The 24,339-nt window shown below is 75.5% G+C and carries 20 protein-coding genes; 14 read left to right on the top strand and 6 right to left on the bottom strand.

Annotation, left to right across the window (positions count from 1 at the left end; translation table 11 throughout):
• The first annotated feature begins 54 nt into the window (after nucleotides 1-54).
• From Cpa01nite_RS05020 to Cpa01nite_RS18965, 11 genes are all read left to right on the top strand, one after another.
• Nucleotides 55-1,251, top strand: a complete 1,197-nt coding sequence (locus Cpa01nite_RS05020; RefSeq protein ID WP_203667651.1) for an ABC transporter substrate-binding protein — start codon at nucleotides 55-57, stop codon at nucleotides 1,249-1,251.
• 23 nt (nucleotides 1,252-1,274) lie between these two features.
• On the top strand, nucleotides 1,275-2,984 hold the full coding sequence (locus Cpa01nite_RS05015; protein ID WP_203667650.1) for an ABC transporter permease: 1,710 nt from the start codon (nucleotides 1,275-1,277) through the stop codon (nucleotides 2,982-2,984).
• Nucleotides 2,981-4,051, top strand: a complete 1,071-nt coding sequence (locus Cpa01nite_RS05010) for an ABC transporter ATP-binding protein (protein ID WP_203667649.1) — start codon at nucleotides 2,981-2,983, stop codon at nucleotides 4,049-4,051. Before Cpa01nite_RS05015 ends, Cpa01nite_RS05010 begins: the two co-directional genes overlap by 4 nt.
• Nucleotides 4,048-4,638 carry a histidine phosphatase family protein gene (locus Cpa01nite_RS05005; RefSeq protein ID WP_203667648.1) on the top strand — a complete coding sequence of 197 codons (591 nt, stop codon included), beginning with the start codon at nucleotides 4,048-4,050 and terminating at the stop codon, nucleotides 4,636-4,638. The genes Cpa01nite_RS05010 and Cpa01nite_RS05005 overlap by 4 nt, the downstream gene beginning before the upstream one ends.
• Nucleotides 4,639-4,732: 94 nt before the next feature.
• Nucleotides 4,733-6,163: a PQQ-binding-like beta-propeller repeat protein gene (locus Cpa01nite_RS05000; RefSeq protein WP_203667647.1), complete on the top strand. Its 1,431-nt coding sequence runs from the start codon at nucleotides 4,733-4,735 to the stop codon at nucleotides 6,161-6,163.
• Nucleotides 6,164-6,172: 9 nt separating this feature from the next.
• A complete protein-coding gene (locus Cpa01nite_RS04995) occupies nucleotides 6,173-6,961 on the top strand; it encodes an alpha/beta fold hydrolase (RefSeq protein WP_203667646.1) in 789 nt (262 codons plus the stop codon).
• A 188-nt stretch (nucleotides 6,962-7,149) separates the two neighbouring features.
• Nucleotides 7,150-9,480 carry a putative bifunctional diguanylate cyclase/phosphodiesterase gene (locus Cpa01nite_RS04990; RefSeq protein WP_203667645.1) on the top strand — a complete coding sequence of 777 codons (2,331 nt, stop codon included), beginning with the start codon at nucleotides 7,150-7,152 and terminating at the stop codon, nucleotides 9,478-9,480.
• 204 nt (nucleotides 9,481-9,684) lie between these two features.
• Complete coding sequence (locus Cpa01nite_RS04985) at nucleotides 9,685-10,314, top strand: ANTAR domain-containing response regulator (protein ID WP_239068543.1); 630 nt, start codon at nucleotides 9,685-9,687, stop codon at nucleotides 10,312-10,314.
• A gap of 312 nt (nucleotides 10,315-10,626) precedes the next feature.
• Nucleotides 10,627-11,892, top strand: a complete 1,266-nt coding sequence (locus Cpa01nite_RS04980; RefSeq protein ID WP_203667643.1) for an ABC transporter substrate-binding protein — start codon at nucleotides 10,627-10,629, stop codon at nucleotides 11,890-11,892.
• A gap of 152 nt (nucleotides 11,893-12,044) precedes the next feature.
• Nucleotides 12,045-12,422 (top strand): VOC family protein, encoded by a 378-nt coding sequence (locus Cpa01nite_RS04975; RefSeq protein ID WP_203667642.1) that lies wholly within the window; start codon nucleotides 12,045-12,047, stop codon nucleotides 12,420-12,422.
• A 54-nt stretch (nucleotides 12,423-12,476) separates the two neighbouring features.
• Nucleotides 12,477-12,941, top strand: coding sequence for a DUF2277 domain-containing protein (locus Cpa01nite_RS18965; protein ID WP_203667641.1), 465 nt, complete (start codon nucleotides 12,477-12,479; stop codon nucleotides 12,939-12,941).
• Between the two features lie 628 nt (nucleotides 12,942-13,569).
• On the opposite strand, the gene Cpa01nite_RS04965 is transcribed toward Cpa01nite_RS18965, so the two are convergent.
• From Cpa01nite_RS04965 to Cpa01nite_RS04950, 4 genes are read right to left on the bottom strand one after another with little or no spacing between them, the layout of a single operon-like run.
• Entirely contained in the window at nucleotides 13,570-14,490 is a 921-nt protein-coding gene (locus Cpa01nite_RS04965; RefSeq protein WP_203667640.1) for an ABC transporter ATP-binding protein, read from the bottom strand.
• A complete protein-coding gene (locus Cpa01nite_RS04960) occupies nucleotides 14,487-15,491 on the bottom strand; it encodes an ABC transporter ATP-binding protein (protein ID WP_203667639.1) in 1,005 nt (334 codons plus the stop codon). The genes Cpa01nite_RS04965 and Cpa01nite_RS04960 overlap by 4 nt, the downstream gene beginning before the upstream one ends.
• Nucleotides 15,481-16,467 (bottom strand): branched-chain amino acid ABC transporter permease, encoded by a 987-nt coding sequence (locus Cpa01nite_RS04955; RefSeq protein WP_203667638.1) that lies wholly within the window; start codon nucleotides 16,465-16,467, stop codon nucleotides 15,481-15,483. The genes Cpa01nite_RS04960 and Cpa01nite_RS04955 overlap by 11 nt, the downstream gene beginning before the upstream one ends.
• Nucleotides 16,468-16,476: 9 nt before the next feature.
• Entirely contained in the window at nucleotides 16,477-17,901 is a 1,425-nt protein-coding gene (locus Cpa01nite_RS04950; protein ID WP_203667637.1) for a branched-chain amino acid ABC transporter permease, read from the bottom strand.
• Nucleotides 17,902-18,409: 508 nt separating this feature from the next.
• Here Cpa01nite_RS04950 and Cpa01nite_RS04945 point away from each other — a divergent pair.
• On the top strand, nucleotides 18,410-19,093 hold the full coding sequence (locus Cpa01nite_RS04945) for a GNAT family N-acetyltransferase (RefSeq protein WP_239068535.1): 684 nt from the start codon (nucleotides 18,410-18,412) through the stop codon (nucleotides 19,091-19,093).
• Here Cpa01nite_RS04945 and Cpa01nite_RS04940 read toward each other — a convergent pair.
• Complete coding sequence (locus Cpa01nite_RS04940; RefSeq protein WP_203667636.1) at nucleotides 19,006-19,458, bottom strand: PaaI family thioesterase; 453 nt, start codon at nucleotides 19,456-19,458, stop codon at nucleotides 19,006-19,008. The two genes, Cpa01nite_RS04945 and Cpa01nite_RS04940, sit on opposite strands and share 88 nt — an antisense overlap.
• On the opposite strand from Cpa01nite_RS04940, the gene polA reads away from it, so the two are divergent.
• Nucleotides 19,457-22,159, top strand: a complete 2,703-nt coding sequence (gene polA / locus Cpa01nite_RS04935) for a DNA polymerase I (protein ID WP_203667635.1) — start codon at nucleotides 19,457-19,459, stop codon at nucleotides 22,157-22,159. The genes Cpa01nite_RS04940 and polA overlap by 2 nt on opposite strands.
• Before the next feature lie 116 nt (nucleotides 22,160-22,275).
• Here polA and Cpa01nite_RS04930 read toward each other — a convergent pair whose 3' ends face one another.
• Nucleotides 22,276-23,136: a class I SAM-dependent methyltransferase gene (locus Cpa01nite_RS04930; RefSeq protein ID WP_203667634.1), complete on the bottom strand. Its 861-nt coding sequence runs from the start codon at nucleotides 23,134-23,136 to the stop codon at nucleotides 22,276-22,278.
• A gap of 129 nt (nucleotides 23,137-23,265) precedes the next feature.
• Here Cpa01nite_RS04930 and Cpa01nite_RS04925 point away from each other — a divergent pair, with 129 nt between their 5' ends.
• Complete coding sequence (locus tag Cpa01nite_RS04925; RefSeq protein ID WP_203667633.1) at nucleotides 23,266-24,291, top strand: 6-phosphofructokinase; 1,026 nt, start codon at nucleotides 23,266-23,268, stop codon at nucleotides 24,289-24,291.
• Nucleotides 24,292-24,339 lie beyond the last annotated feature (48 nt).

The raw sequence follows: 24,339 nt of genomic DNA, 5'->3' as shown, positions 1-24,339 counted from the left end.
CCACCCCGCACGACCCCCACCACCCGGCGCCACCCGACAGAACAGGACCCCGCCATGCCTGCTGTGCCCCCGCACCGCGCCCGTCGCGCCCGCGGCACCCGCCGCGCCCGCCCCGCCGCGCTCGCCGCCGTGCCCCTCCTGCTCGCGCTGACGGCCTGCGGGTCCGGCGACGCGGCGGCCGGCGCCGACGAGCAGGTCGACTGGGACGCGCTGACCCACGAGGAGCTCGTCGAGCGCGCCGAGGCCGAGGGCGAGGTGGCCGTGTACGCGTTCACCAGCCGCATCGCCACGGTGGAGGAGGCGTTCGAGGCCGAGTACCCGGGCATCGACGTCGTCGCCAGCGACATCTCGTCGACCGAGCTGATCACCCGGCTCGCGAGCGAGCACGCCGCCGGCAGCGCGACCGCCGACGTCGCGTACGTGTCGGACGCGCCGGTCGTCGTCACCGAGCTGCTGGCCGACGGCGTGCTGACGCCGTACGTCCCGCCGCGCGTCGCGGACGCGCTCCCCGAGGAGCACCGGTCCCCGCTGGTCGCCAACCGGCTGTCGACGAAGGTGCTGATGTACAACGAGGAGGCGTACCCGGACGGCTCGCCGGTCGCGAACCTGTGGGAGCTCACCGAGCCGGCGTGGGCCGGCAAGGTGGTCCTGGTCGACCCGAACGTCCGGGGCGACTACCTGGACCTGGCGACCGAGATGTCGCTGCGCGCCGACGAGATGGCCGCGGCGTACGAGGAGCACGCCGGCGAGGAGCTGGTGCTCGACGAGGGCGTCCAGGACGCGGGGCTGCAGTTCCTCGCCGACCTGTACGCCAACGACGCCGTGCTGGTCGACGACACCGACACGGTGAACGCCGCCGTCGGCGCGACCGGCCAGGCCGAGCCGCCCGTGGGCTTCACGTCGTACTCGGACCGCCGCGACAACGAGGACGAGGGCTGGGCGCTGCAGGTGGCGCACGGCGTCGCGCCGTCCCCGGGCATCGTGTTCCCGGCGTACCTCGGCGTGACCGCCGGCGCGGAGAACCCGGCCGCCGCGCGGCTGCTCGTCGACTTCATGATGGGCGACGACTCCGAGACGGGCGGCGCGGCCTACGAACCGTTCTACGTGGCGGGCGACTACCCGACGCGGACCGACGTGGTCGCGCCCGAGGGCGCGGTCGGCCTGGACGAGCTCGGGGCGTGGCCGATCGACCCCGAGGCGTCCGCCGAGCGGCGCGGGGACGTCGCCGACTTCCTGCTGACCGTCCAGTGACCCTTCCGCAGCGAGCGACCGCGGTGGCGCGCCGGCCCGTCTCGTGGCTGGCCGCCGCCGTTGTCGCGGTCCTCGTCGTGCTCGTCCTGCTCCCGCTCGCGGGCCTGGCCGGCGCGACCGTCGGGCCGGACGCGGACGGCGCCTGGGCCGACGTGGTGGCCAGCCCGCTGTCGGGCGCGCTGCTCTGGCAGCCGCTCGGCGGGTCGCTGCTGGTCGGGCTCGGCACGGGGCTGCTCGCGACGCTCGTCGGCGCGTACCTGGCGTGGGTCGTCGTGATGACGGACGCGCCGGGGCGCCGGGCGGTCGGTGCGCTCGCGGCGATCCCGTTCGCCCTGCCGAGCTTCGCGATCGCGCTCGCGTGGGAGACGGTGTTCCGGAACGACCGGATCGGCGGCGAGCCCGGGCTGCTCGCGGCCCTGGGCGTCGCGGTGCCGGACTGGCTGGCCTGGGGACCGGTCTCCGTGGTGCTGACGCTGGTCGCGCACTACTACTCGCTGAGCTTCGTCGTGGTCGCCGCCGCGCTGACCAACGTCGGCGGCGACGTCGTGGCGGCGGCCCGGCTGACCGGGGCGTCGCGCTGGCAGGTGGCGACCCGCGTGGTGCTGCCGTCGGTCGGCCCGGCGCTGCTGTCCGGCTTCCTGCTCGCGTTCGCCGAAGGGGTGTCGAACTTCGCGGTGCCGGCGCTGCTCGGGCTGCCCGTGCGGTTCCAGACCCTGAGCACCCGCCTCTACGGGGCCATCTCCACCGGCGACGCCGCGCGGGGGTACGTGCTGTCCCTGGTGCTCGTCGCCGTCGCCGGCCTGGTGCTGCTGGCCGGCCAGCGGATGACGCGCGGCCGCTCCTACTCGACGATCACGGGCAAGGCGACGCGCGCGCAGCGGCTGCGGCTCGGGCCCGCGCGCTGGCCGCTCGCGGCGCTGGCGTGGGGGATCGTCGTCGCCACGGCCGTGGTCCCGGGGGTCGTCCTCGCGGTCAGCACCGTGCTGCGCCGGACCGGCAGCCTGGACGGCGGCCTGACCTGGCACTACTGGGTCGGCGCGTCCGACCCCTCGGTCGCCCAGGGCACCCGCGGGGTGCTGCGCGACCCCGTCGTCCTCGACGCGCTGGGCGGCACGATCGCGCTCGGCCTCGCCGTGGCGGTCGGCGCCGTCGTCCTGGCCACGCTGGCGAGCCTCGCGCTGCGGGCGCTGCCGCGGGCCCGGGCGCTGCACGCGACCGTCTCGACCCTCGGGTACGTCCCGTTCCTCGTCCCCGGCGTCGCGCTCGGCGCCGCGTTCATCGCCCAGTTCGGCACCGGGTCGGGCCCGCTGCCGTCGCTCTACGGGACGTTCGCCATCCTGGTGCTCGCCGGGATCGCGGCCAGCCTGCCGTTCGCCCTGCAGACCGCGCGCGCCGCGTTCGGGCAGGTGTCGACCGAGCTGGACGAGGCCGCCGTCCTGACCGGGGCGGGCGGCGCGCGGCGGTTCGGCCGGATCACGCTGCCGCTGGTGTCCCGGGGGCTGGCGAACGGCGGCGTCCTCGTGTTCGTGACGATGGTGCGCGACCTGTCCGTCGTGGTCCTGCTCGTCACCCCGGCCACCCCGCTGCTGTCGATGCTGACGTTCCGGTACGCCTCCGAGGGCTTCACCCAGCACGCCAACGCCATCACGCTCGTCATCGCCGCGGTCGCGGTCGTGGCGACCCTGCTCGCCCGCCGCCTCGAGCGGCGCCCTGACCTGGAGACCACCCGATGACCGCGCTCACGCTCGACCGGCTCACCAAGCGATTCGGCGCGACGACCGTCGTGGACGACCTCTCGCTGGCGGTGCCGGCCGGCTCGTTCCTCGTCCTGCTCGGGCCGTCCGGGTGCGGCAAGAGCACCACGCTCCGCATGCTCGCCGGGCTCGAGGACGTGACCGCCGGGCGGATCCGGGTCGGCGACCGCGTCGTCGTCGACCCGGCGGTCGGCGTCGACGTGCCCGCCGAGCGCCGGGGCCTCGGCATGGTGTTCCAGAGCTACGCGCTGTGGCCGCACATGACGGTCCGGCAGAACGTCGGGTGGCCGCTCGCCGTCGCCGGCTGGTCCCGCGACGCGCGCCGGGACCGGGTCGCGGAGGTGCTGGCCGACCTGGAGATCGCGGCGCTCGCGGACCGCAGCCCCGCGCAGCTGTCCGGCGGGCAGCAGCAGCGGGTGGCGATCGCCCGGACCATCGCGCCCCGGCCGGACGTCGTGCTGTTCGACGAGCCGCTGTCGAACCTGGACGCGCGGCTGCGCACCGAGACGCGCGCGCTGCTCGGCCGGGTGCACCGGGAGACGGGCGCGACGACCGTGTACGTCACGCACGACCAGGTGGAGGCGCTGGCGCTCGCGACCCACATCGCGGTGCTGCGCGACGGCCGGCTGGAGCAGCTCGGCCCGCCGGAAGAGCTGCTGGAGCGCCCGGCGACCGCGTTCGTCGCGGGGTTCCTCGGCAGCCCGCCCGCCGTGCTCGTCGGCGGCCGGACGGTCGGCGGCCGGCTCGTGCGGGACGCCGTCGACCTCGCCCCGGTGCCGAGCGGCGCGGACGCGGCGCACGCGATGTACCGGCCCCAGGACCTGGTGATCGACCCCGGGGGGCAGCTCGCGTTCGAGGTGCTCGAGAGCACCCCGGCCGGCGGCGCGCACCTCGTCACCGGGCTGCTCGGCGGCGCCGACGACGCGCGCGGCGGGGACCGCGTGACGGTGATCGCGGACCGGCGGGAGGCGCCCGGCCGCACGACGCGGCTGCGCGTCCCCGCCGCGCCGGCGGCGCTGTACGGCACGGACGGGGCGCTGCTGTGACGACGCTGCTCCTGGTGCGGCACGGGGCCACCGCGTGGACGCACGAGCGCCGGCTGCAGGGGCGCACCGACATCGACCTGTCGCAGGCGGGCCGCGCCGACGTGGCGGCGCTCGCGCCGGTCGTCGCCGACTGGGCCCCGCGCACCGTGATCGCCTCCCCGCTGCTGCGCGCCCGGTCCACCGCCCGCCTGCTGGCCGCGGCGCTGCCCGACGCCCCGGAGACGCGCGTCGACGAGCGGTGGACGGAGCACTCGCTGGGGGAGTGGGAGGGCCGCACCGCCGACCAGCTCGGCCCGGACTACGCCCGCTGGCGCGCCGGCGAGCTGACGCCGCCGGGCGGGGAGCCGGCGGCGGAGACGCGCACCCGGGTCCGGGCGGCGGTGGCGGACGCCGCGGCGTGCTCCGGTCCGGTGCTGGTGGTCACGCACGGCGGCGTCATCCGCGCCGTCCTCGGCACCGGCCTCGGGCTGCCGAGCAGCATGCTCGTGCCCGCCGCGGCCCCGAGCCTCACCGTCCTCGAGGTCGAGCCGGGCGGGGTGCGGTTGCGCGCCTTCAACGTCGACGTGGTGGCCGGCCGGGGCGGCTGACCGGCCCGCCGGCCCGGCCGCTCCCCGCGGGCGCCCCGGCCCGCGCGCCGCGGAACCGCCCCGGGGCCGGCGGCCCGGACCCTAGGCTGCGCGCATGGGGGCGGGACGCATGACCGAGGTGCAGCTCGACGACGCCGCGGGGCCTGCGGCACCGGCCCGGGCCGCGGAACCCGAGCGGGCGCGGCGTGCGCGGGCCCGGGCGCTGCTCCGGCGGTGGTGGCCGGTCCCGGCCGCGCTCGCCGCGGCGGGCGTCGCGGTGGTCGCGTGGCAGCTCGCCGCCGACGCCCGGGCCGAGGACGTGGCGGAGCGGCTGCGGGCGACGCCCGGCGTGATCGGGTCGACGGTGGACGCGGACCTCGACGTCGTCCCGGTCGAGTCGGTCGAGCTGTCCGCCGTGCTGTCGAACGGCTACCGCACGGAGACCGGGTTCGTGGCCGGGCTGCTGCTCGAGGGCCCCGGGCCGGCCGCGAGCGTCGTCGGCGTGGACCCGCAGCGGGGCGTGGAGCAGTGGCGCGTGGAGGTCGCGCCCGAGGCCCGCGGCCTGACGACCCGGGACGGGTCGTGCGGCACCGCCGTCGACGGCCCGGCGCGCACCCTGTGGTGCGTGGTCACGGACAGCCGCGCGCTCGACGGCACCCCCGCGGCGACCCGGCTCGTCGAGGTGGACGTCGTCGACGGCACGATCCGGGGCGAGCGCGCGCTGACCCCCGGCGCGACCGCCGCGGCGGTGGAAGACGTCCTCGCGGTCGCCACGTCGGGCGACGCCGGGGTGCGCGTCGTCGGGCAGGACGCGCGCACCGGGGAGGAGCGCTGGACGGCCCAGGTGCCCGGGCGCGCCGCCCTCGCGTACGGCACCGGGTGGCTCCGCCGCGAGGGCGGGCACCTGCTCGTCACCGCGGAGAGCGCGACGTGGGCGGTCGACCCGGGCACGGGGGAGGTGCGCGCCGGGGGCGCGGGCGTCGCGGTCGTCCGCGGGGGCCGGCTGGTCGACGTCCAGGGCTCGAGCCGGACCCTGCTGCTGGGCGAGGACGGGACCGGGTCGGGCGTCGCCGACGGGCAGCCGGCCCTCGCGGGACCGGACGACGGCTCCGCGCCCGACGTGCTGGTGGTCGACGTGGCCGACGGCTCGCTCGTCGGCCTGACCCGGGGCGTGGACGCGACCTCCGGCGAGCCGCTCTGGGAGCGCCCCTCGGACGGGATGAGCCGCACCAACCGGCTCCTGCTGGACGGCGTCCTCTACGGCAGCAGCAGCACGTCGCTGTGGGCGGTCGACGTGCGCACGGGCGACGAGCTCTGGACCGCGGAGGGCGACCCGCTGGACGGCTTCCGGCTCATGACCGACGGGCGGCAGCTGCTGCGGGTCGAGCGGGACCCCGCCTCGGGCGACCCGCGGCTGGCGGCGTACGACCTCGGCTCCGGGCGGCCCGCCTGGCGCACGCCCCTGCCGGACGGCGTCGAGTCGGTCTGGACCTCCAGTGGCACGCTGTACGGGCAGGACGACGACGCGGTGGTCCTGCTCCGCTGAGGGGGACCCGTGCAGCTCACCGTCGACGGCGTCGCCGTCCACCACGTCGCGCACGGGACCGGCCGGCCGGTGGTCGTCCTGCACGGCGCGGGCGTCGACCACCGGGAGCCGGAGGCCTGCCTCGACGCCGGGCTCGCCGCGGTGGGCGGCCTGCGGCGGGTGTACCCGGACGTGCCCGGCCACGGGCGCACCCCGGCGCCGCCCGCGCTCCGCTCCGAGGACGACGTCGTCGCCGTGCTGACCGGATTCGTCGAGGCGGTCGGGGGCGGGGAGCCGGTGCTCCTGGTCGGCCACTCGGCGGGCGCGCACGACGCGCGGGGGGTCGCGGCGCGGCGGCCCGACCTCGTCGCCGGGCTCGCGCTCGTCTGCCCGCTGGTCGCCGGCGGCCACCCCCTGCCCGCGCACGCGCCGGTCGTCCGGGACGATGCCCTCGGCGACGACGAGTTCCGCGGCTACTTCGTCGTGCAGACGCCGGCGATGCTGGACCGCCACCGCCGGTTCGTCGAGCCCGGGGCGGCGCTCGCGGACGCGGAGGCGAACGCGCGGATCGGGGAGCGCTGGGAGATCGCCGGGCTCGACGACCGGGATGCGCCGCCGTACGAGGGCCCGGTGCTCGTCGTCGCCGGGCGGCGGGACTCGACGGTCGGGTACGCCGGGGCGGTCGGGCTGCTCGACCGGTACCCCCGGGCGACGCTCGCGGTCGTGGACGGGGCGGGGCACGCGCTGCCGCACGAGCGGCCGGACGTGCTCGCGGCGCTGCTGGCCGACTGGGCCGAACGGGTGCCCGCCCCGTCCTGACGCGCGCGCGACGACCCTCACCAGGCGATTCACCCGGTCCCGAGGAGCGCTCCCGAGCCGACCGGGCGCAGGATCAGCGGTGCATCCGGACGACGGTGCCCCCCTGGGCGACCGACGACCGCGCCCCGGCGAAGATCACGGCCCGGCGTAGCGCGGTGGTCGCGACGGCCCCCTGCCCTGGAAGGCCGATGACGACCACCTCACCCCCGCGCGTGACCCGCCGGCGGACGCGCACCGCGGTCCTGCTCGGCGTCTCGGCCGCGCTCGCCGCCGCCGCGCTCGTGCTCCGCGGCACCGCGTCGGTCACCCTCACCGCCGCGGCCTCGGCCGGCGCGGCGCTCGCCGGCGGGCTGCTCGGCGGCGCCGCGCGGCACCGCGACGGCGACCACGTCACCTGGCGGTGGATCGGCGTGGCGGCGTGGGGCCTCGCGGCCGGGCTCGGCGGCGAGGCGGTCGTCGCCGCCACGGGTGGCCCGCGCGGGGTCGCGTTCACCGCGGGCGCCGCGCTCACGGCCGCCGCGCTCTACCACGGCCTGGTGCACTGGAACCGGATCCGCACCGAGCTGTCCGACCCGGGGGACTGGCTCAACGGGGTGAGCGCCGCGGCGGCCCTGCTGGCGCTCGGCAACCTGCTGGTGCGCGCCGACCCGGGCAGCGAGGCGTGGTGGGCGGCGCAGCTCGGGCTGGTGCGCCTCGCGGCCCTGCTCGTCGCGCTCGGCACCGCGGGCACGATCGTCACGATCGCCGGGCTGCGGCGCGACCTGCGTGCCTGGGCGTTCGCGGCCGGGCTGGCGGCGGTGGCGTCGGTCGAGGCCGCGGCGCTGCTCGTCGGCCCCACCACCGCGCCGCGGTCGGTCGTGGTCGCCGGCTGGGCCGCGCTCGTGCTGCTGCTCGCGGTGCTCCGGGTCGGGCGGGCGCGCGCCCTGCCGCCCCGGGAGGCCGCGTCGGAGGACACCACGTCGGGCGCCGTCGTCGTGATGGGCGCCGGGGTCGGGATCCTGGTCGTCGACGCGCTCGTGCCCGGCGACCAGCCCGTGTCGTCGGTGCTCGCGGCGGTCGCCGCGGTGGGCGGCGGCGCGCGGGTGCTGCGGCTCGTCACCGACCTCGCCCAGCTCGCGGCCGTGCGGCAGGAGGCCCGCACCGACCCGCTGACCGGCGTGGCCAACCGGCGGGCGCTCGTGGAGCAGGCGGGCGCCCTCGCCTCCCGGCCGCGTGGCGCGCTCCTCGTCGTCGACCTGGACCGGTTCAAGGAGGTCAACGACCGGTTCGGCCACGCGGTCGGCGACGGGGTGATCCGGTCCGCCGCCGCGCGGCTGCAGGGCGCGGTGGGCGGGCGCGGCGTCGTGGCCCGGCTCGGCGGCGACGAGTTCGCGGTGGCGCTGGACGACGCGGACGCCGAGACGGCGGTCGCGATCGCGCGCGACCTGCTGCGCGAGCTCACGCGGCCGATCGGGGTCGAGGGCCGCGTCGTGCGGCTGGAGGCCAGCATCGGCGTCGCCACGACGGCCGTCGGGGCTCGCGACGCCGCCGGCCTGCTGCGCCGCGCGGACGCGGCGATGTACGACGCCAAGCAGGCCGGCGGGGGCGTCCGGCTCTACGACCGCGAGTCGGACGCGCGGGCGCACGAGGAGCGCCGGCTGGTCGACGCGCTGCGGCACGCCCTCGGCGACGACCGGCGCGCCCCCGGCGCCGACCGGCACGCCGCGGGCGGGGACCGGCGGGCCGCGGGCGGGGACCGGCGGGCCGGGCACGGCCGGATCGCGGTGCACCTGCAGCCGCAGGTCGACCTCGACGACGGACGGGTCGTGGCGGCGGAGGCGCTGGTGCGCTGGGAGCACCCCGAGCGCGGCGTCCTCCCGCCGGCGGTCTTCCTCGGGCTCGCCGAGGAGCACGGGCTCATGGGCCGGCTGACCGCCGAGGTGCTCGAGCAGGCCGCCCGCGCCGCGGCCGCGTGGGACACCGAGGGGCAGCCCGTACGGGTCGCGGTGAACCTCTCGACCTCGTGCCTGGAGGAGCCCGGGCTGGTGGGCGTCGTGGAGGGGGCGCTGGCGCGCTCCGGCCTGCCGGCGGACCGGCTCGTCCTGGAGATCACCGAGACGTCGCTCATGCACGACCCGGACCGCGCGGTCGAGATGACCCACCGCCTGGCGAACCTGGGCATCGGCCTGAGCATCGACGACTACGGCACCGGGTACTCGTCGCTGGCGTACCTCAACGACCTGCCCGCCGAGGAGCTCAAGCTCGACCGCTCGTTCACCGCCCGGGCGCTCGCGGACCCGCGCACGCGCGCGATCGTGGCGGGGACGGTGGAGCTCGCGCACCACCTGGGCCTGCGGCTGGTCGCGGAGGGCGTCGAGGACCGGGAGACCGAGGAGCTGCTCCGCGAGCTCGGCTGCGACCGGGTGCAGGGGTACCTGCACGCACGGCCGATGCCGGCGGAGGCGTTCGCGCGCTGGCTGCGGGACCGGTCCACGGCGGGCCGGCCGCACGCCCCGCTCGCGGTGGAGGGCGTGGCCTGAGGCGAGCCGGGGGCACGGCCTGAGGCGAGCCGGGGGCGCGCCGGGTCCGCGCGTCATTCGCTACCGAGTGGTCGGCGTGCGCAGGTTCACAGGTCCGAGGACGCGCCGGAAGCGCCCGAGGTCCTAGAATCTCTCCTCGTGAGCACCCAGGACGCGACGCCGAGCGGCGACGAGAACGCCGCCGACCCCACCCTCGACCTCGAGATCCCCCAGGCCCGGACGGCCGAGCAGGCGCCCGAGGCGTCGGCCAAGCCGGCCCGCCGCGCCGTGGTGGCCGAGGACGAGGCCCTGATCCGCATGGACGTCGTCGAGACGCTCCGCGAGGCGGGCTTCGACGTGGTCGGCGAGGCCGGCGACGGCGAGCAGGCGGTGGCCCTGGCGACCGAGCTCAAGCCGGACGTCGTCGTCATGGACGTCAAGATGCCGGTGCTCGACGGCATCTCCGCGGCCGAGCGGATCGCGAAGGCGCACCTCGCGCCCGTCGTGCTGCTCACCGCGTTCTCGCAGACCGAGCTGGTCGAGCGCGCCCGCGACGCCGGTGCGATGGCCTACGTCGTCAAGCCGTTCAGCCCGGCGGACCTGCTGCCGGCGGTCGAGATCGCGATCTCCCGCTACGCGCAGATCACGGCCCTCGAGTCCGAGGTCGCCGACCTGGCCGAGCGGTTCGAGACCCGTAAGCGCGTCGACCGCGCCAAGGGCCTGCTCATGACCAAGATGGGCCTGACGGAGCCGGAGTCGTTCCGCTGGATCCAGAAGACGTCGATGGACCGCCGCCTCACCATGCGCGAGGTCGCGGACGCCGTCATCGACCAGGTGGGCGGCGGCGCCTCCTGACCCCCGCCACGTCCTGACTCACACGGGGCCCGGTCCACCGCACGGTGGGCCGGGCCCCGTGCTGTCGGTGCGGCCGCGCGCCCGTCGCGTCCACGATGTGATCCACGCCACACGACATCGGCGTGTCGTGCCACGATCCGCGTCTTCCCGAGGGAAGGTCACGGTTCGGCACCGGTCATCCGGTGTGACACGCACGACACACGGCGGACACACGGGGCGCATACCTTCACGGCCACACACCGCCGGTGGCACGACCCCCGGCATCCGGCCGGGGCTCCCGGCAGGCAGTACTCACCGACAGGAGTACCACGCATGATTCGTACGACACACGCCGTCAAGGCGGCGGCCCTCGCCGGCGCCGTCGCGCTCGTGCTCACCGCGTGCGGGAGCGACGACGACAGCGGGTCGGGCGGCGACGAGACGGCGGGTGGCGAGGCCGGCCCGCTGATCATCGGCACCCTGCTGCCCCAGACCGGCACGCTGGCGTACCTCGGCCCGCCGGAGATCGCCGGCGTCGACCTGGCCGTGCAGGAGATCAACGAGGCCGGCGGCGTGCTCGGCTCGGACGTCGAGGTCATCCACGCGGACTCCTCGGACGCCGACCACGCGGAGGTCGCGACCCAGTCGGTGACGGACCTCATCTCGCAGGACGTCCAGGTCATCGTCGGAGCCGCGTCGTCCTCCGTGACGCTCAACGTCGTCGACGACATCACCGGCGCCGAGATCGTGCAGATCTCCCCGGCGAACACCGCGACGTCGCTGTCGGGCTACTCCGACTTCTACTTCCGCACCGCGCCGCCGGACACCGTGCAGGGCGCCGCGCTCGGCAACCTCATCACCGGCGACGGCCACGCGAACGTCGGCATCCTCGTGTTCAACGACGACTACGGCACCTCGCTGCGCGACGTCGTCAAGACCACGGTCGAGGACGCCGGTGCCACGGTCGTCTACGGCAACGAGGGCGAGGAGTTCGACCCGGCCGCGAGCAGCTTCGCGACCGACGTCACCGCGCTCATGGCCACCAGCCCCGACGCGGTCGTCGTGCTCGCGTTCGAGCAGACCAAGCAGATCATCCCCGAGCTCGTCGCCGCCGGCGTCGACCCGGCCACGATCTACATGGTCGACGGCAACACGGCCGACTACTCCGCCGACTTCGACCCGGGCACCCTCGAGGGCGCGCAGGGCACGATCCCGGGCGCGTTCCCCAGCGACGACTTCCAGGCCCGCCTCAAGGAGGTCGACCCGGCGCTGACGGACTTCGCCTACGGGCCCGAGTCCTACGACGCGACCGTGCTGGCCGCCCTCGCCGCGGTCAAGGGCGGCGGCACCGACGGCGCCACGATCCAGGCCAACATGGCCGCGGTGTCGGGCGCCGACGGCGGCGAGGAGTGCACCTCGTACGCGGACTGCGTCGAGATGATCGACGCCGGCGAGGACATCCAGTACGTCGGCCAGGCCGGCGTGGGTCCGTTCAACGAGGACAACGACCCGTCGTCCGCGTTCATCGGCGTGTACAAGTACGGCGCCGACAACAAGAACGTCTGGGTGAAGGCGGTCGAGGGCTCCGTCGGCGAGTGACGAGAGCCTGAGCCTCCGGCCGGGGCAGGGGACCGGCCACCGGGCGACGAGGGCCCGGGACGCGTGCGGCGTCCCGGGCCCTCGGTCGTGCCCGGGAGGATCATGCGCGGCGGGCGAGGGGTCGTGTCGGGGGTCGGGCGTAGCGTCCGGGCATGGACTACCGACTGGAGCTCGTGCAGGTGCCCGTCTCCGACGTGGACCGGGCCATCGACTTCTACACCCAGCGCGCCGGCTTCGTGCTCGACCACGACCACGAGGTCGGCGGCGGCATCCGGTTCGTGCAGCTGACGCCGCCCGGCTCGGCGGCGTCCATCGCCATCGGGACCGGGCTGACCGAGATGGCCCCCGGGTCGCTCGAGGGGCTCCTGCTCGTCGTCACGGACATCGAGGCCGCCCGGGCGGACCTCATCGGCCGCGGGGTCGACCCGGGGGAGGTGCAGGACTTCCCCTGGGGGCGGTTCCTGTTCTTCGCCGACCCCGACGGGAACCGGTGGCAGGTGCAGCAGGGCGTCCCGCAGGCCGCGGGCTGACCGGACCGGGCGGGGGTCTTCCCGGGGCGCGGGCGCCGTCCTACCGTGGGCGGCATGTGCCGGAACATCACCACGCTGCGGGGCCTCGAGCCCGCCGCGACCGACGAGGAGATCGTGGCCGCGGCCCGTCAGTTCGTCCGCAAGGTCACCGGCGTGCAGTCGGTGAGCGCCGCCACCGCCGAGCCGCTGGACCGCGCCGTCGACGAGATCGCCGCGATCGTCACGCGGCTGCTCGACGAGCTGCCCGAGCGCCGGCGCCCACCCGCGACGGTCCCGCCGCTGCGACGCCCGGAGGTCCGGGCGCGCCTCGGCATGCCCCCGTTCGACGCCGACGACCACGACCACGCGCACGACCACGTGCACGATGACGACCACGCGCACGACCACGCGCACGATGACGACCGCGCGCACGACCACGACCACGCGCACGACCACGACCACGCGCACGACCACGACCACGCGCACGCTTGGGGCTCCCACCGCGAGCACGCTGACGGCCACGACCACGTGCACGCCTAGGGCTCCAGCCGCGAGCACGCTGACGGCCACGAGCGCGAGCAGCGCAGGTGCACGCCGAGCACGACCACGCCGACGGCCACGATCACGTGCTCGCGCCACGACGGCGAGCACGCCGACGGCCACGACCGCGAGGGCGCGCGCGGACGAGCACGGCCACCCGCACGAGCGCGTGCCCGCCTGACCGCGCGCTGAGAACCCCGGGGCGCGCCCGGCGCTGGCCATCGCACCGTCCCGGCGCGCCCGGCAACCCTCGCCGAACGAGTACGAAACACGTCGAGAGAGCATCCACTGGATGCTCTCTCGACGTGTTTCGTGCTCTCTCGCGGCCGTGGCGCGTCCGCCGGTCGCGCGCACGCGCGTGGCCGGCGCCGGCGCCGGCAGGGCTGCCGGGCGGGTCGGCTCGCGCCGAGTGTGCGCGCGACACGTCGAGAGAGGGTCCGCGGGACGCTCGCTCGACGTGTCGGTTGCACACTCGGCGGCTGGGGCCCGAGCCGGGCCGCGCCCGCCGCGGCCACGCCGAGTGGGCACGCAACACGTCGAGTGGGCATCCAGGGGATGCCCACTCGACGTGTCCGGTGCCCACTCGGCGTGCGCGGGCGCGCCGCGCGGGGCGCTCAGGCCGTGGCGGTCAGCCCGCCGCGGGCGGAGCCGGCGGAGCCGCCGGGCCGCCTGCCGCCGGGCCGCCTGCCGCCGCCGGGCCGCCTGCCGCCGGGCCGCCCGCCGCCGGGCCGGCCGGCGCCGGCCGGTCGGCCGCCGCGGCGGCCTCCACGTCCGTCGCCAGCGTGCCCAGGTACAGCTCGATGACCTTCGGGTCGTTCATCAGCTCCCGCCCCGGGCCGGAGTACGCGTTCGACCCCTGGTCCAGCACGTACGCCCGGTCGCAGATCTGCAGGCAGCGCCGCGCGTTCTGCTCGACGATGACGATCGACACCCCGGCCTTGTTGATCTTGCGCGTGCGCAGGAACGTCTCGTCCTGGCGGACGGGGGACAGGCCGGCGGACGGCTCGTCGAGCAGCAGCACGGACGGGTCCATCATGAGCGCCCGGGCCATCGCGACCATCTGCCGCTCGCCGCCGGACAGCGACCCGGCGCGCTGCTTGCGCCGCTCACCCAGCACCGGGAACAGGTCGACGATGAAGTCGAACCGCTCGTTGAACCGCTTCGGGGCCTGGAACAGCCCCATCTCGAGGTTCTCCTGGATGGACAGGGACGGGAACACGTTGTTCGTCTGCGGGACGAACCCGACGCCGCGCCGCACGAGCGAGTCGGCGCGGTGGTTGGTGATCTCCTCGCCCTTGAGCACGACCGAGCCGGACCGGATGGTCACGAGCCCGAACAGCGCCTTGAGCAGCGTCGACTTGCCGGCGCCGTTCGGGCCGATGATGCCGACGAGCTCGCCCGGGTGCACGACCAGGTTGCAGTCGTTGAGGATGTTGACGCCCGGCACGTAGCCGGCGACCAGGTCGGTCGCCGCGAGCAGCGGCTCCCCGGCGGGCGCGCCGCGGTGGACGGTCGAGGGGTCGGACCCCTGCACGGCGGTGGTGCTCATCGCGAGCCCTCCTCGGTGGTCGCGGCGGCCGCGGCCGCCGCCTGGTTCGCCTGCTCCTCGGCCTCGAGCTGCTCGATGCTGCCGTCGTCCAGCAGCGCGTCGTCGCCCAGGTCGGTGTCGTGGTGCGCGCCGAGGTAGGCGTCGATGACGGCCTGGTCGGCCATGACGTCCTCGGGCGGGCCCTCGGCGACGATCTTGCCCTCGGCCATGACCACGACCCAGTCGGAGATGTGCCGGACCATGTGCATGTCGTGCTCGACGAACAGCACCGTGGTGCCGTCCTCGCGCAGCGCCTGGATGTGCCCGAGCAGCGACTGGGTGAGCGCGGGGTTCACGCCGGCCATGGGCTCGTCGAGCATCACCATCGTGGGCTTCGACATGAGCGCGCGCGCCATCTCGAGCAGCTTGCGCTGGCCGCCGGACAGCGACCCGGCGTAGTCGTCGCGCTTGGCGTCGAGCTTGAACCGGACCAGCAGCTCCTCGGCCTGCTCGGTGATCTCCTTCTCGCGCGCCTTCCACAGCGGCGGGACGAGCGCGGTGAACAGGTTCTCGCCGGGCTGCGCGGTGGCCCCCAGCTTCATGTTCTCCATGACGGTCATCCGGGACAGCGCCTTGGTGAGCTGGAAGGTGCGCACCATGCCGGACCGGGCGACGCGCGCGGCGGACACCCCGGACAGCGAGCGGCCCTCGAACGACCAGGTGCCGGTCGACGGCTTGTCGAACCCGGTGAGCAGGTTGAACAGCGTCGTCTTGCCGGCGCCGTTCGGCCCGATGAGCGCGGTGATGGCGCCGCGCTGCACCTCGAGGTGGCCGACGTCGACGGCGGTCATGCCGCCGAAGTGCCGGGTGACCTTGTCGGCGACGACGATCGCGTCGGGCTTGGCCACGCCGGGCGTGTGGGCCACGTGCGCCAGGTCGGCGGTGACGCGGTCCCGGCCGGACGAGGTGGTGGCGTGCGGCGTGGCGGCGGGGACGTGGCCCCGGGGGAGGTCAGCGGACATCGATCGCCAGCTCCTTCTTGTCGCCGAGGATGCCTTGTGGCCGGAAGATCACCAGGAGCATCAGCGTGACGCCCACGATGATCCAGCCGAACTGCTCGATCTGCTCGGTGCGCATGATCGACTCCGGCACCCCGGCGCGCATGACCGACTTGATGAGCATGAGCGACACCCAGAAGATGATCGACCCGAGCACGGGCCCGAACACGGTCGCGGCACCGCCGAGCAGCAGGATCGTCCAGATGAAGAAGGTCATCGGGCGTCCCATGGAGTCGGGCTGCACGGCGCGTGGCAGGACGTAGATGATGCCCGCGACGGCGCCGATCACGCCGCCGAGCACCAGCGCCTGCATCTTGTAGGAGTAGACGTTCTTGCCGAGCGAGCGCACGGCGTCCTCGTCCTCGCGGATGCCCTTGAGCACCCGGCCCCACGGGCTGCGGATCAGCAGCCAGACGAGCAGGCACGCCAGCGCCACGACCGCCCAGCCGACGATGCGGATCCACCAGGAGTTCGACGCGTTCATCGCGTACTCGAACGGCCCGAGGGCGAACGTCCCGTCGGGGAGCGGTGAGGCGTCCTGGAACGTGTCCTTGTACGAGTTGCCGCGCAGGCCGGACGAGGCGCCGGTCAGGTCGGTGAGGGCGGTCGACCGGCCGACGAGCCGGACGATCTCCGCGGCGGCGATCGTGACGATCGCCAGGTAGTCGCCGCGGAGCTTGAGGGTCGGGATGCCGAGCAGCAGGCCGAACACGGCGGCGCAGGCGATCGCGACCAGGACGGCGGCCCACAGGGGCCAGCCGGCGATGGTGGAGATCGCGAAGCCGTACGCGCCGAGCAGCATGAACCCGGCCTGGCCGAAGTTCAGCAGGCCCGTGAGGCCGAAGTGCACGTTGAGGCCGATGGCGGCGAGCGCGTAGGCGGCGGTCGTCGGGGCGAAGATCTCACCCGCGACGTTGACGAGGATGCGGGACCAGTCCATGTCGGCTCCTTAACCGATCCGCTCGGCGCGGCCGAGGATGCCCTGGGGCCGCAGCAGCAGGACGAGGATGAGGATGAGCAGGGCGCCGGCGTAGCGCATGTCGCTCGGGATGACGAGGTTCGACATCTCGACGACCAGGCCGATGACGATCGACCCGGCCAGCGCGCCGAACGCCTGCCCGAGGCCGCCGAGCGTGACCGCGGCGAACATCAGCAGCAGGAGCGCGCCGCCCATGTTCCACGAGGTCGCGTTGAGGTAGAGGCCCATGAGCACGCCGCCGAGCGCGGCCAGCGCCGCGCCGAGCACCCACACGAGCCGGACGACGCGCTCGACGGTGATGCCCGAGGCCGCCGCGAGGGCCGGGTTGTCGGACACCGCGCGGGTGGCGCGGCCGATGCGGGTGCCGAGCAGGAAGTACGCGACCCCCGCCAGCACCACGACGGCGATCAGCAGGGACCACAGCGAGGTGGCGCTGATCCGGACCGGCCCGAGCGTCAGCATGGTCGGCGTCGTGGTGACGATGCGCAGCGCGCCGCCGCCGAAGAAGAACTGGTACGTGTACTGCAGCGCCATCGACAGGCCGATGGTCACGATCATCTGCTGGGTCGTGCCCACCCGCCGCTTGCGCAGCTGGTGCCAGATGCCCGCGTCCTGCAGCCAGCCGGAGGCCGCGCCGACCAGCACCGCGACGACGCCGGCGACCAGCAGCGGCAGCCCGAACGACTGCACCGCGAGGTACGCGACGATCGCGCCGAGCGTGACCTGCTCGCCGTGGGCGAAGTTCGACAGGCCGGTGGTGCCGTAGATCAGCGACAGGCCGACCGCGGCGAGGGCGAGCAGCACGCCGAACACGAGACCGCTGGTGGCCTGCTGCGCGAGCCGGCCCCAGGAGAACGACCCCGACTCGGAGGCGCCGACCGGGGCGCCGACCTCGCCGGCGTCCTCCGCGGGCGCGGTGCTCTCCGGGTCGGGGGCGGCGTCGGGGTCCTCGTCGGAGCCTCCGCCACCGGCCGCGGCCGCGGCGCCCAGCGGGAACAGCGCCCCAGTGGAGGACCCGAGCGCGACCGTGACGGTGCGCGGGTTCTGGTCGGGGTTCCGCAGGCTCTCGCCGGCGGGCAGCGTGGCCTCGTCGAGGGTGACGGTGTACTCACCGGCCTCGGTGACGGCCGCCGTCCAGCGGCCCTCCGCGTCCGTGGTGGCCTGCGTCGTCCCGCCCGGCCCCTCGACGTCGAGGACGACGCCGACCGCGGGTTGCTGGTCCGCCGTGCGGATCGTGCCGTTGATGCAGCCGGTCGCGGCGTCGGCGACGCAGCCGGCCACCGCCGCGCGGGCGGTGCCCGGCACGGCGAGGAGGAAGAGAACTGCGAGGAGGAGCACGCCGAGGGCGGCGGGCGCCCCGGCGGTGGAACGGTCCCTGGTCGCGACTCGGCGCACCTGGTCCTCCGTCCGGTCGTGGTCGGCGTCGTGCCGACCTGTCGGCAGCGGGCTCGCGGAGGGTCAGGCATGGCCGCGAGTGGTTGGCGTGACAGTAGGGATGCTGCGTTTCGGGCCGATTACAAGCATGTTTGAGACGCACGTCACGTCGGCGCGCCGTACGACGTGTCCGATTCGTCACGTCGGCGTGCGCGGGGCGTGCTCACGGCCTGCGCGCCGTGCCCGAAGTGCGGCCGCGGGAGCGCCGGCCGTCGGGCTCCCGCCGTCCGTCCCGTCCGCCTCCCGCCCGCCGCCCGGACGGAGCAGCGTTCACCCGGGGGAGTGAGGCTCGCCACGGTGCCGCGCGGTGACCTGCGCCTCCGCACCCGGGACGCGGGTCGCGGACCGGCCGCGACTAGGCAGACGCCCTGGTCGTGCGCCATGATCGGGCGATGCCGCGGGGGGCGCAGCAGGATCGCGGCGACGTCGAGGTCGCCGCGCCCGATCAGCTCGAGGAGGTCGTCGTACCGTGCGTTCGCCCGTCGCCGTCCGTCCCGCCCGTCCGGAGGACCTGGACGCCCTCGTCGCCCTGAGCCTCGCGGCCCGCTCGGAGTCGCTGGTCGGCTCCCAGCTCTGCACCGACGACGCGGAGCGCCTCCGGCACCAGATCGGCGCGCTCGTCGTCGAGTCCGGCGCCCTCGGCCTGGTCGGGATGCTGGACGACGAGGTGTGCGGCCTCGTGCTCGCGCGGATCGTCGGACCCAGCCTGTTCACCGACGAGGTGGCGGTCTCGATCGAGGCGGTCTACGTCGCCGAGGGCGCGCGGCGCCGCGGCGTCGGGCACGCGCTGCTCGGCGGCGTCGTCGAGGAGGCGCAGCGCGTCGGCGCGACCGACGTGCTCGCGGTCCCGCTGCCGGGCGCGCGGGGCATGCACCGGTTCCTGGCGCGGCTCGGCTTCGCCCCGGCCGCCGCGCACCGCGTGGTCAGCACCGAGGTGCTGCAGCGCAAGCTGTCCGCGGACGCCCCGCAGCCCGGCCGCCGGCCGGCCCGCGCCGGGCTCGACGACCTGATCGCCCGCCGCCGGCGCGCCCGCGCGGGCCGCGCCGTGACGGCGACCGAGGCCGCTCAGTCGGCGCGGGCGTCGACCAGCATGCAGGTCAGGCGCGCCGAGCAGACCCGCCGGCCGCGCGGGTCCGAGACCACCACGTCGTAGGTCGCGACGCTCCGTCCGCGGTGCACCGCGGTCGCGACCCCCGTCACCACGCCCTCGGTCGCCGACCGGTGGTGCGTGCAGCTCAGCTCGATGCCGACCGCCCGCCGGTCGGGCCCGGCGTGCGCGTTCGCGGCGTAGGACCCCAGCGTCTCCGCGAGCACCGCGGACGCGCCCCCGTGCAGCAGGCCGTACGGCTGCACGTTGCCGGCCACCGGCATGGTGCCGACCGCGCGCTCGGCGGACACCTCCTGGATCTCGATGCCCATGCGCTCCATGAGCGTGCCGGGCGGGACGTGGGAGCCCAGCGGCGCCTCGGCGGCGCGGGGCGCGTCGGCGGCGGCGGGCGGCAGGTCGGTGTCAGCCATGCCCGATAGGTTGGCACCCGTGACTGACGCGACGCGACTCCTCCTTGTCGACGGCCACTCGATGGCCTACCGGGCGTTCTTCGCCCTCCCGGTCGACAAGTTCGCCACCTCGACCGGCCAGCCGACCAACGCGGTGTTCGGGTTCGTGTCGATGCTCGCCAACCTGCTGCGGGACGAGGCGCCGACCCACGTCGCGGTCGCGTTCGACGCCGGGCGGACCACGTTCCGCACCGAGCAGTACGAGGAGTACAAGGCCAACCGCTCCGCGTCGCCGGACGCGTTCCGCGGCCAGGTCGAGGTCATCAAGCAGGTCCTCGCGACCATGCACATCCCGACCATGGACAAGCCGGGGTTCGAGGCCGACGACATCCTCGCGACGTTGGCCCGACAGGGCGCGGCGGAGGGCATGGACGTGCTCATCTGCTCCGGCGACCGCGACTCCCTGCAGCTGGTGACCGAGCGGGTGACCGTGCTGTACCCCGTCAAGGGGGTGTCGGAGCTCGCGCGGATGACGCCCGAGGCGGTCGAGGCCAAGTACGGCGTCCCCCCGGAGCGGTACCCCGACATCGCCGCGCTCGTGGGCGAGTCGTCCGACAACCTGCCCGGCGTCCCGGGCGTCGGGCCGAAGACGGCGGCGAAGTGGATCGCGACCTACGACGGCCTGCAGGGCGTCGTCGCGAACGTCGAGAAGATCACCGGCAAGGCGGGGGAGTCGCTGCGCGCGAACCTCGACCAGGTGCTGCTCAACCGGCAGCTGAACCGCCTGCTCGACGACCTGGAGCTGCCCCTCGGCCCGGAGGACCTGGCCGCCCGCACCTGGGACCGCGAGGCGCTGCACACCATCCTCGACGAGCTCGAGTTCCGCACCCTGCGCGACCGGCTGTTCGCGATGCTCTCGGGCGAGGACGACGGCGTCGGCGAGGTGGCCGGCCCCGCGGAGGGCCCGGTCATCGTGACGCCCGTCGACGGCGGCCTGGCCGCGTGGCTCGAGCGGCACGCCGGCGTGCGCACCGCGGTGGACGTGCAGGGCTCGGCGTCCCCGGCCGGCGGGGACGCCTGGGGCATCGCGCTGGTGGCCGGCGGCGAGGCCGTGGCCTACGACCTGGCGCAGATCGCCCCGGCCGACGAGGCGACGCTGGCCGCCTGGCTCGCCGACCCCGCGCAGCCGAAGGCGTTGCACGCCGCGAAGGAGGGCTGGCACGCGCTCGCCGGCCGCGGGCTGACCCTCGCGGGCGTGGAGTTCGACACCGAGCTCGGCGCGTACCTGCTGCAGCCCGACCGGCGCGGCTACGACCTGTCCGACCTCGCGATCGGCTACCTGCGCCGGGAGCTGGGCGCGGTGGCGGACGAGTCCGGCCAGGGCGCGCTCGACCTCGACCTGGAGGGGCCGCAGGAGGGCGCGCGCGGCGCGGTGCGCGCGGCCGCCGTGCTCGACCTCGTCGACGTGCTGGGCGAGCAGCTCGTCGACCGGGGCGCCGACCACCTGCTCCGGGACGTCGAGCTGCCGCTGGAGGGCGTGCTCGAGCGGATGGAGCACGTCGGCATCGCGGCGGACGCCGGCTACCTGTCGGCGCTGGAGAAGGAGTACGACACCGCGGTGCAGCGCGCCGCGGGCGAGGCGTACGACGCGATCGGGCGCGAGGTGAACCTCGGCTCGCCGAAGCAGCTCCAGGAGGTGCTGTTCGACCAGCTCGACATGCCGAAGACCAAGCGCACCAAGACCGGCTACACCACGGACGCGAACGCGCTGGCCGACCTGTTCGCCCGCACGCAGCACCCGTTCCTCGAGCACCTGCTCGCCCACCGCGACGCGATCCGGCTGCGGCAGACCGTCGAGGGCCTGCTGCGCTCGGTGGCGCCCGACGGCCGCATCCACACGACGTTCCAGCAGACGATCGCGGCGACCGGGCGGCTGTCGTCCACCGACCCGAACCTGCAGAACATCCCGATCCGCACCGAGGCGGGCCGGCAGATCCGCCGGGCGTTCGTCGTCGGGCAGGGCTACGAGACCCTGCTGACCGCCGACTACTCGCAGATCGAGATGCGGATCATGGCGCACCTGTCCGGCGACGAGGGCCTCATCGAGGCGTTCACGGCGGGGGAGGACCTGCACTCCTACGTCGGCTCGCGGGTGTTCGGCGTCCCCACCGACGAGGTGACCAGCGCCCAGCGGTCCAAGATCAAGGCGATGTCCTACGGCCTGGCGTACGGGCTGTCGTCGTACGGCCTGTCGCAGCAGCTGAAGATCGAGGTGTCCGAGGCCGCGGCGCTCATGCAGGACTACTTCCACCGGTTCGGCGGGGTGCGCGACTACCTCACCGGCGTGGCCGACGAGGCGCGGGCGACAGGGTACACCGCGACCATCCTGGGCCGCCGTCGCTACCTGCCCGACCTCACCAGCGACAACCGCGTCCGCCGCGAGGCGGCCGAGCGGATGGCGCTCAACGCCCCGATCCAGGGGTCGGCGGCGGACATCATCAAGCTGGCGATGCTCGGCGTGCAGCGCGAGCTGGACGCCCAGGGCCTCGGCAGCCGGTTGCTGCTCCAGGTGCACGACGAGCTCGTGCTCGAGGTGGCCGAGGGCGAGCGCGAGGCCGTCGAGGCGCTGGTGCGGGCGCAGATGGGGTCGGCGTACGACCTGTCGGTGCCGCTGGACGTCTCGGTCGGCGTCGGCGAGAGCTGGCACGCCGCCGGCCACTGACCGCCGCGAGGTCGTCGGTCCCGCGCGAGGTCGTCGGTTCCGCCCGAGGTCGTCGGTTCCGCACCCCCGTCCGGGGACGGAACCGACGACCTCGGCGCGCGGCGGCGCCGGGCGCGCTACGCCGGGCGGTGCGCCACGAAGATCGCGGTGCCCGGCAGGTGCCGTCCGCGCAGCGGGCTCCAGCCGCCCCACGTCCGGTCGTTGTCGTCCGGCCACGCCGGCTCCACGACCCGGTCCAGCACCAGCCCCGCGCCGACCAGGTCCGCCACGTGGTCGCCGATCGTCCGGTGGTACTCGGCGTACAGCACCCGCCCGCGGTCGTCCCGCTCCACGTACGGCCGCCGGTCGAAGTAGGACCGGTCGGCGGTGAGCCCGCGCTCGCCGGGGTCGTCCGGGAACGCCCAGCGCACCGGGTGCGTCACCGAGCACACCCACAGGCCGCCCGGCCGCAGCACCCGCGCCGCCTCGGCGTGCACCCGCCCCGCGTCCGGCACGAACGGGATCGCGCCGTACGCCGTGAACACGACGTCGAACGACGCGTCCGGGAACGGCAGCGCCCGCGCGTCGGCCTGCACCAGCGGCACGGTCGCGGCCCGCCCGGCGACGGGCCCGGCCTCGCGCGCGGGGTCGCCGGCCAGCCGGCGGTCGAGCTCCCGCGCCGCCGCGAGCATCCCGCCGGACACGTCCGTCGCGACGGCCTGCGCGCCGCGCGCGGCCAGCCACCGCGAGCACTGCGCCGCGCCCGCGCCCACCTCGAGCACCCGCCGGCCCGCGACGTCGCCGAGCAGCCGTGCCTCGGACTCCCGCAGGCCCTCCGGGCACCACAGGAAGTCGTCGGCGCCGAGGAAGTCGCCGTGCTCGTCCAGGTAGTCGCCGGCGTTCGCGTCCCACCAGCGCCGGCCGGCGCCCTCGGTCGCGGCGGCGGGGACATCGAGGTAGCCCGCGGCGGCGAGCGCGGGCGTGCTGTCGTCGGTCACCCGCACGACGGTAGCCCGGCGAATCGCCCGGGACCTCCGGCTCACGGACCCCCGCGCGGCGCACGGATAGCCTGGTCACGCCGCGCGAGGGCGCCGCGGCCACCCCACCTTCGAGAAGGAGACTCCAGCGTGCGTGTCGGACTGCTCACCGGCGGGGGCGACGTCCCCGGTCTGAACGCGGCCATCCGCGCCGTCGTCAAGCGCGGGGAGGGGGAGTACGGGCACTCGATCATCGGCTTCCGCAACGGGTGGCGCGGCGTCGTGGACGGCGACATCGTCCCGCTGAGCCGCAACCACATCCGCAACGTGCTGCCCGTCGGCGGCACGCTGCTCGGCACCGCGCGGTTCCACCCGCACGCGTCGGACGGCGGGCTGGACGCCGTGCTCGCGACGCTCGAGGCGGAGCGGATCGAGGCGCTCATCTGCATCGGCGGCGACGGCACGCTGCACGCCGCGTCGAAGGTCGCCGAGGCGGGCGTGAAGATCGTCGCGATCCCCAAGACGATCGACAACGACGTCTGGGGCACCGACCGGTCCATCGGGTTCGACACCGCGGTCGGGATCGCGACCGAGGCGATCGACCGCGTGCACACGACCGCCGAGTCGCACAACCGCGTGATGATCGTCGAGGTGATGGGCCGCAGCGCCGGCTGGATCGCCGTGACCGCCGGCATCGCCGGCGGCGCCGAGGTCGTGCTGGCCCCCGAGGAGCCGTTCGACATCGACAAGGTCATCAAGTTCCTCAAGCACCGGCACCGCGCGCACGCGAACTTCTCGATCGTCGTGGTGGCCGAGGGCGCCGTGCCCGCCGAGGGCACCTCGATGTCGTACGAGACGCCGGTCGGTCAGTTCGGCGAGATCGTCGCCGGCGCGATCACCGCGCGGGTCAAGGCGGAGATCGAGCAGCGCACCGGGTTCGACACCCGCGTCACCGTGCTCGGCCACGTGCAGCGCGGCGGCAGCCCGGTGCCGGCGGACCGGATCCTCGGCAGCCGGTTCGGGGTGGCCGCCATCGACGCGATCAGCCGCGGCGAGACCGACGTGATGACCGCGCTGCGCGGCGACGAGGTCGTGCTGGTGCCGCTGCAGGAGATCGCGGGCAAGGTCAAGCGGGTCCCCAGCGAGCTGCTCCAGGTGGTCCGCGCCCTGGCGTGACCGGCCGGTCGCCAGCCGGTCGCCGAGCCGGTCGCCGAGCCGCCCGGG

The organism is Cellulomonas pakistanensis (assembly GCF_016862755.1).
Lineage (GTDB): Bacteria > Actinomycetota > Actinomycetes > Actinomycetales > Cellulomonadaceae > Cellulomonas > Cellulomonas pakistanensis.
This window is presented reverse-complemented; position numbering and strand designations above follow the sequence as displayed.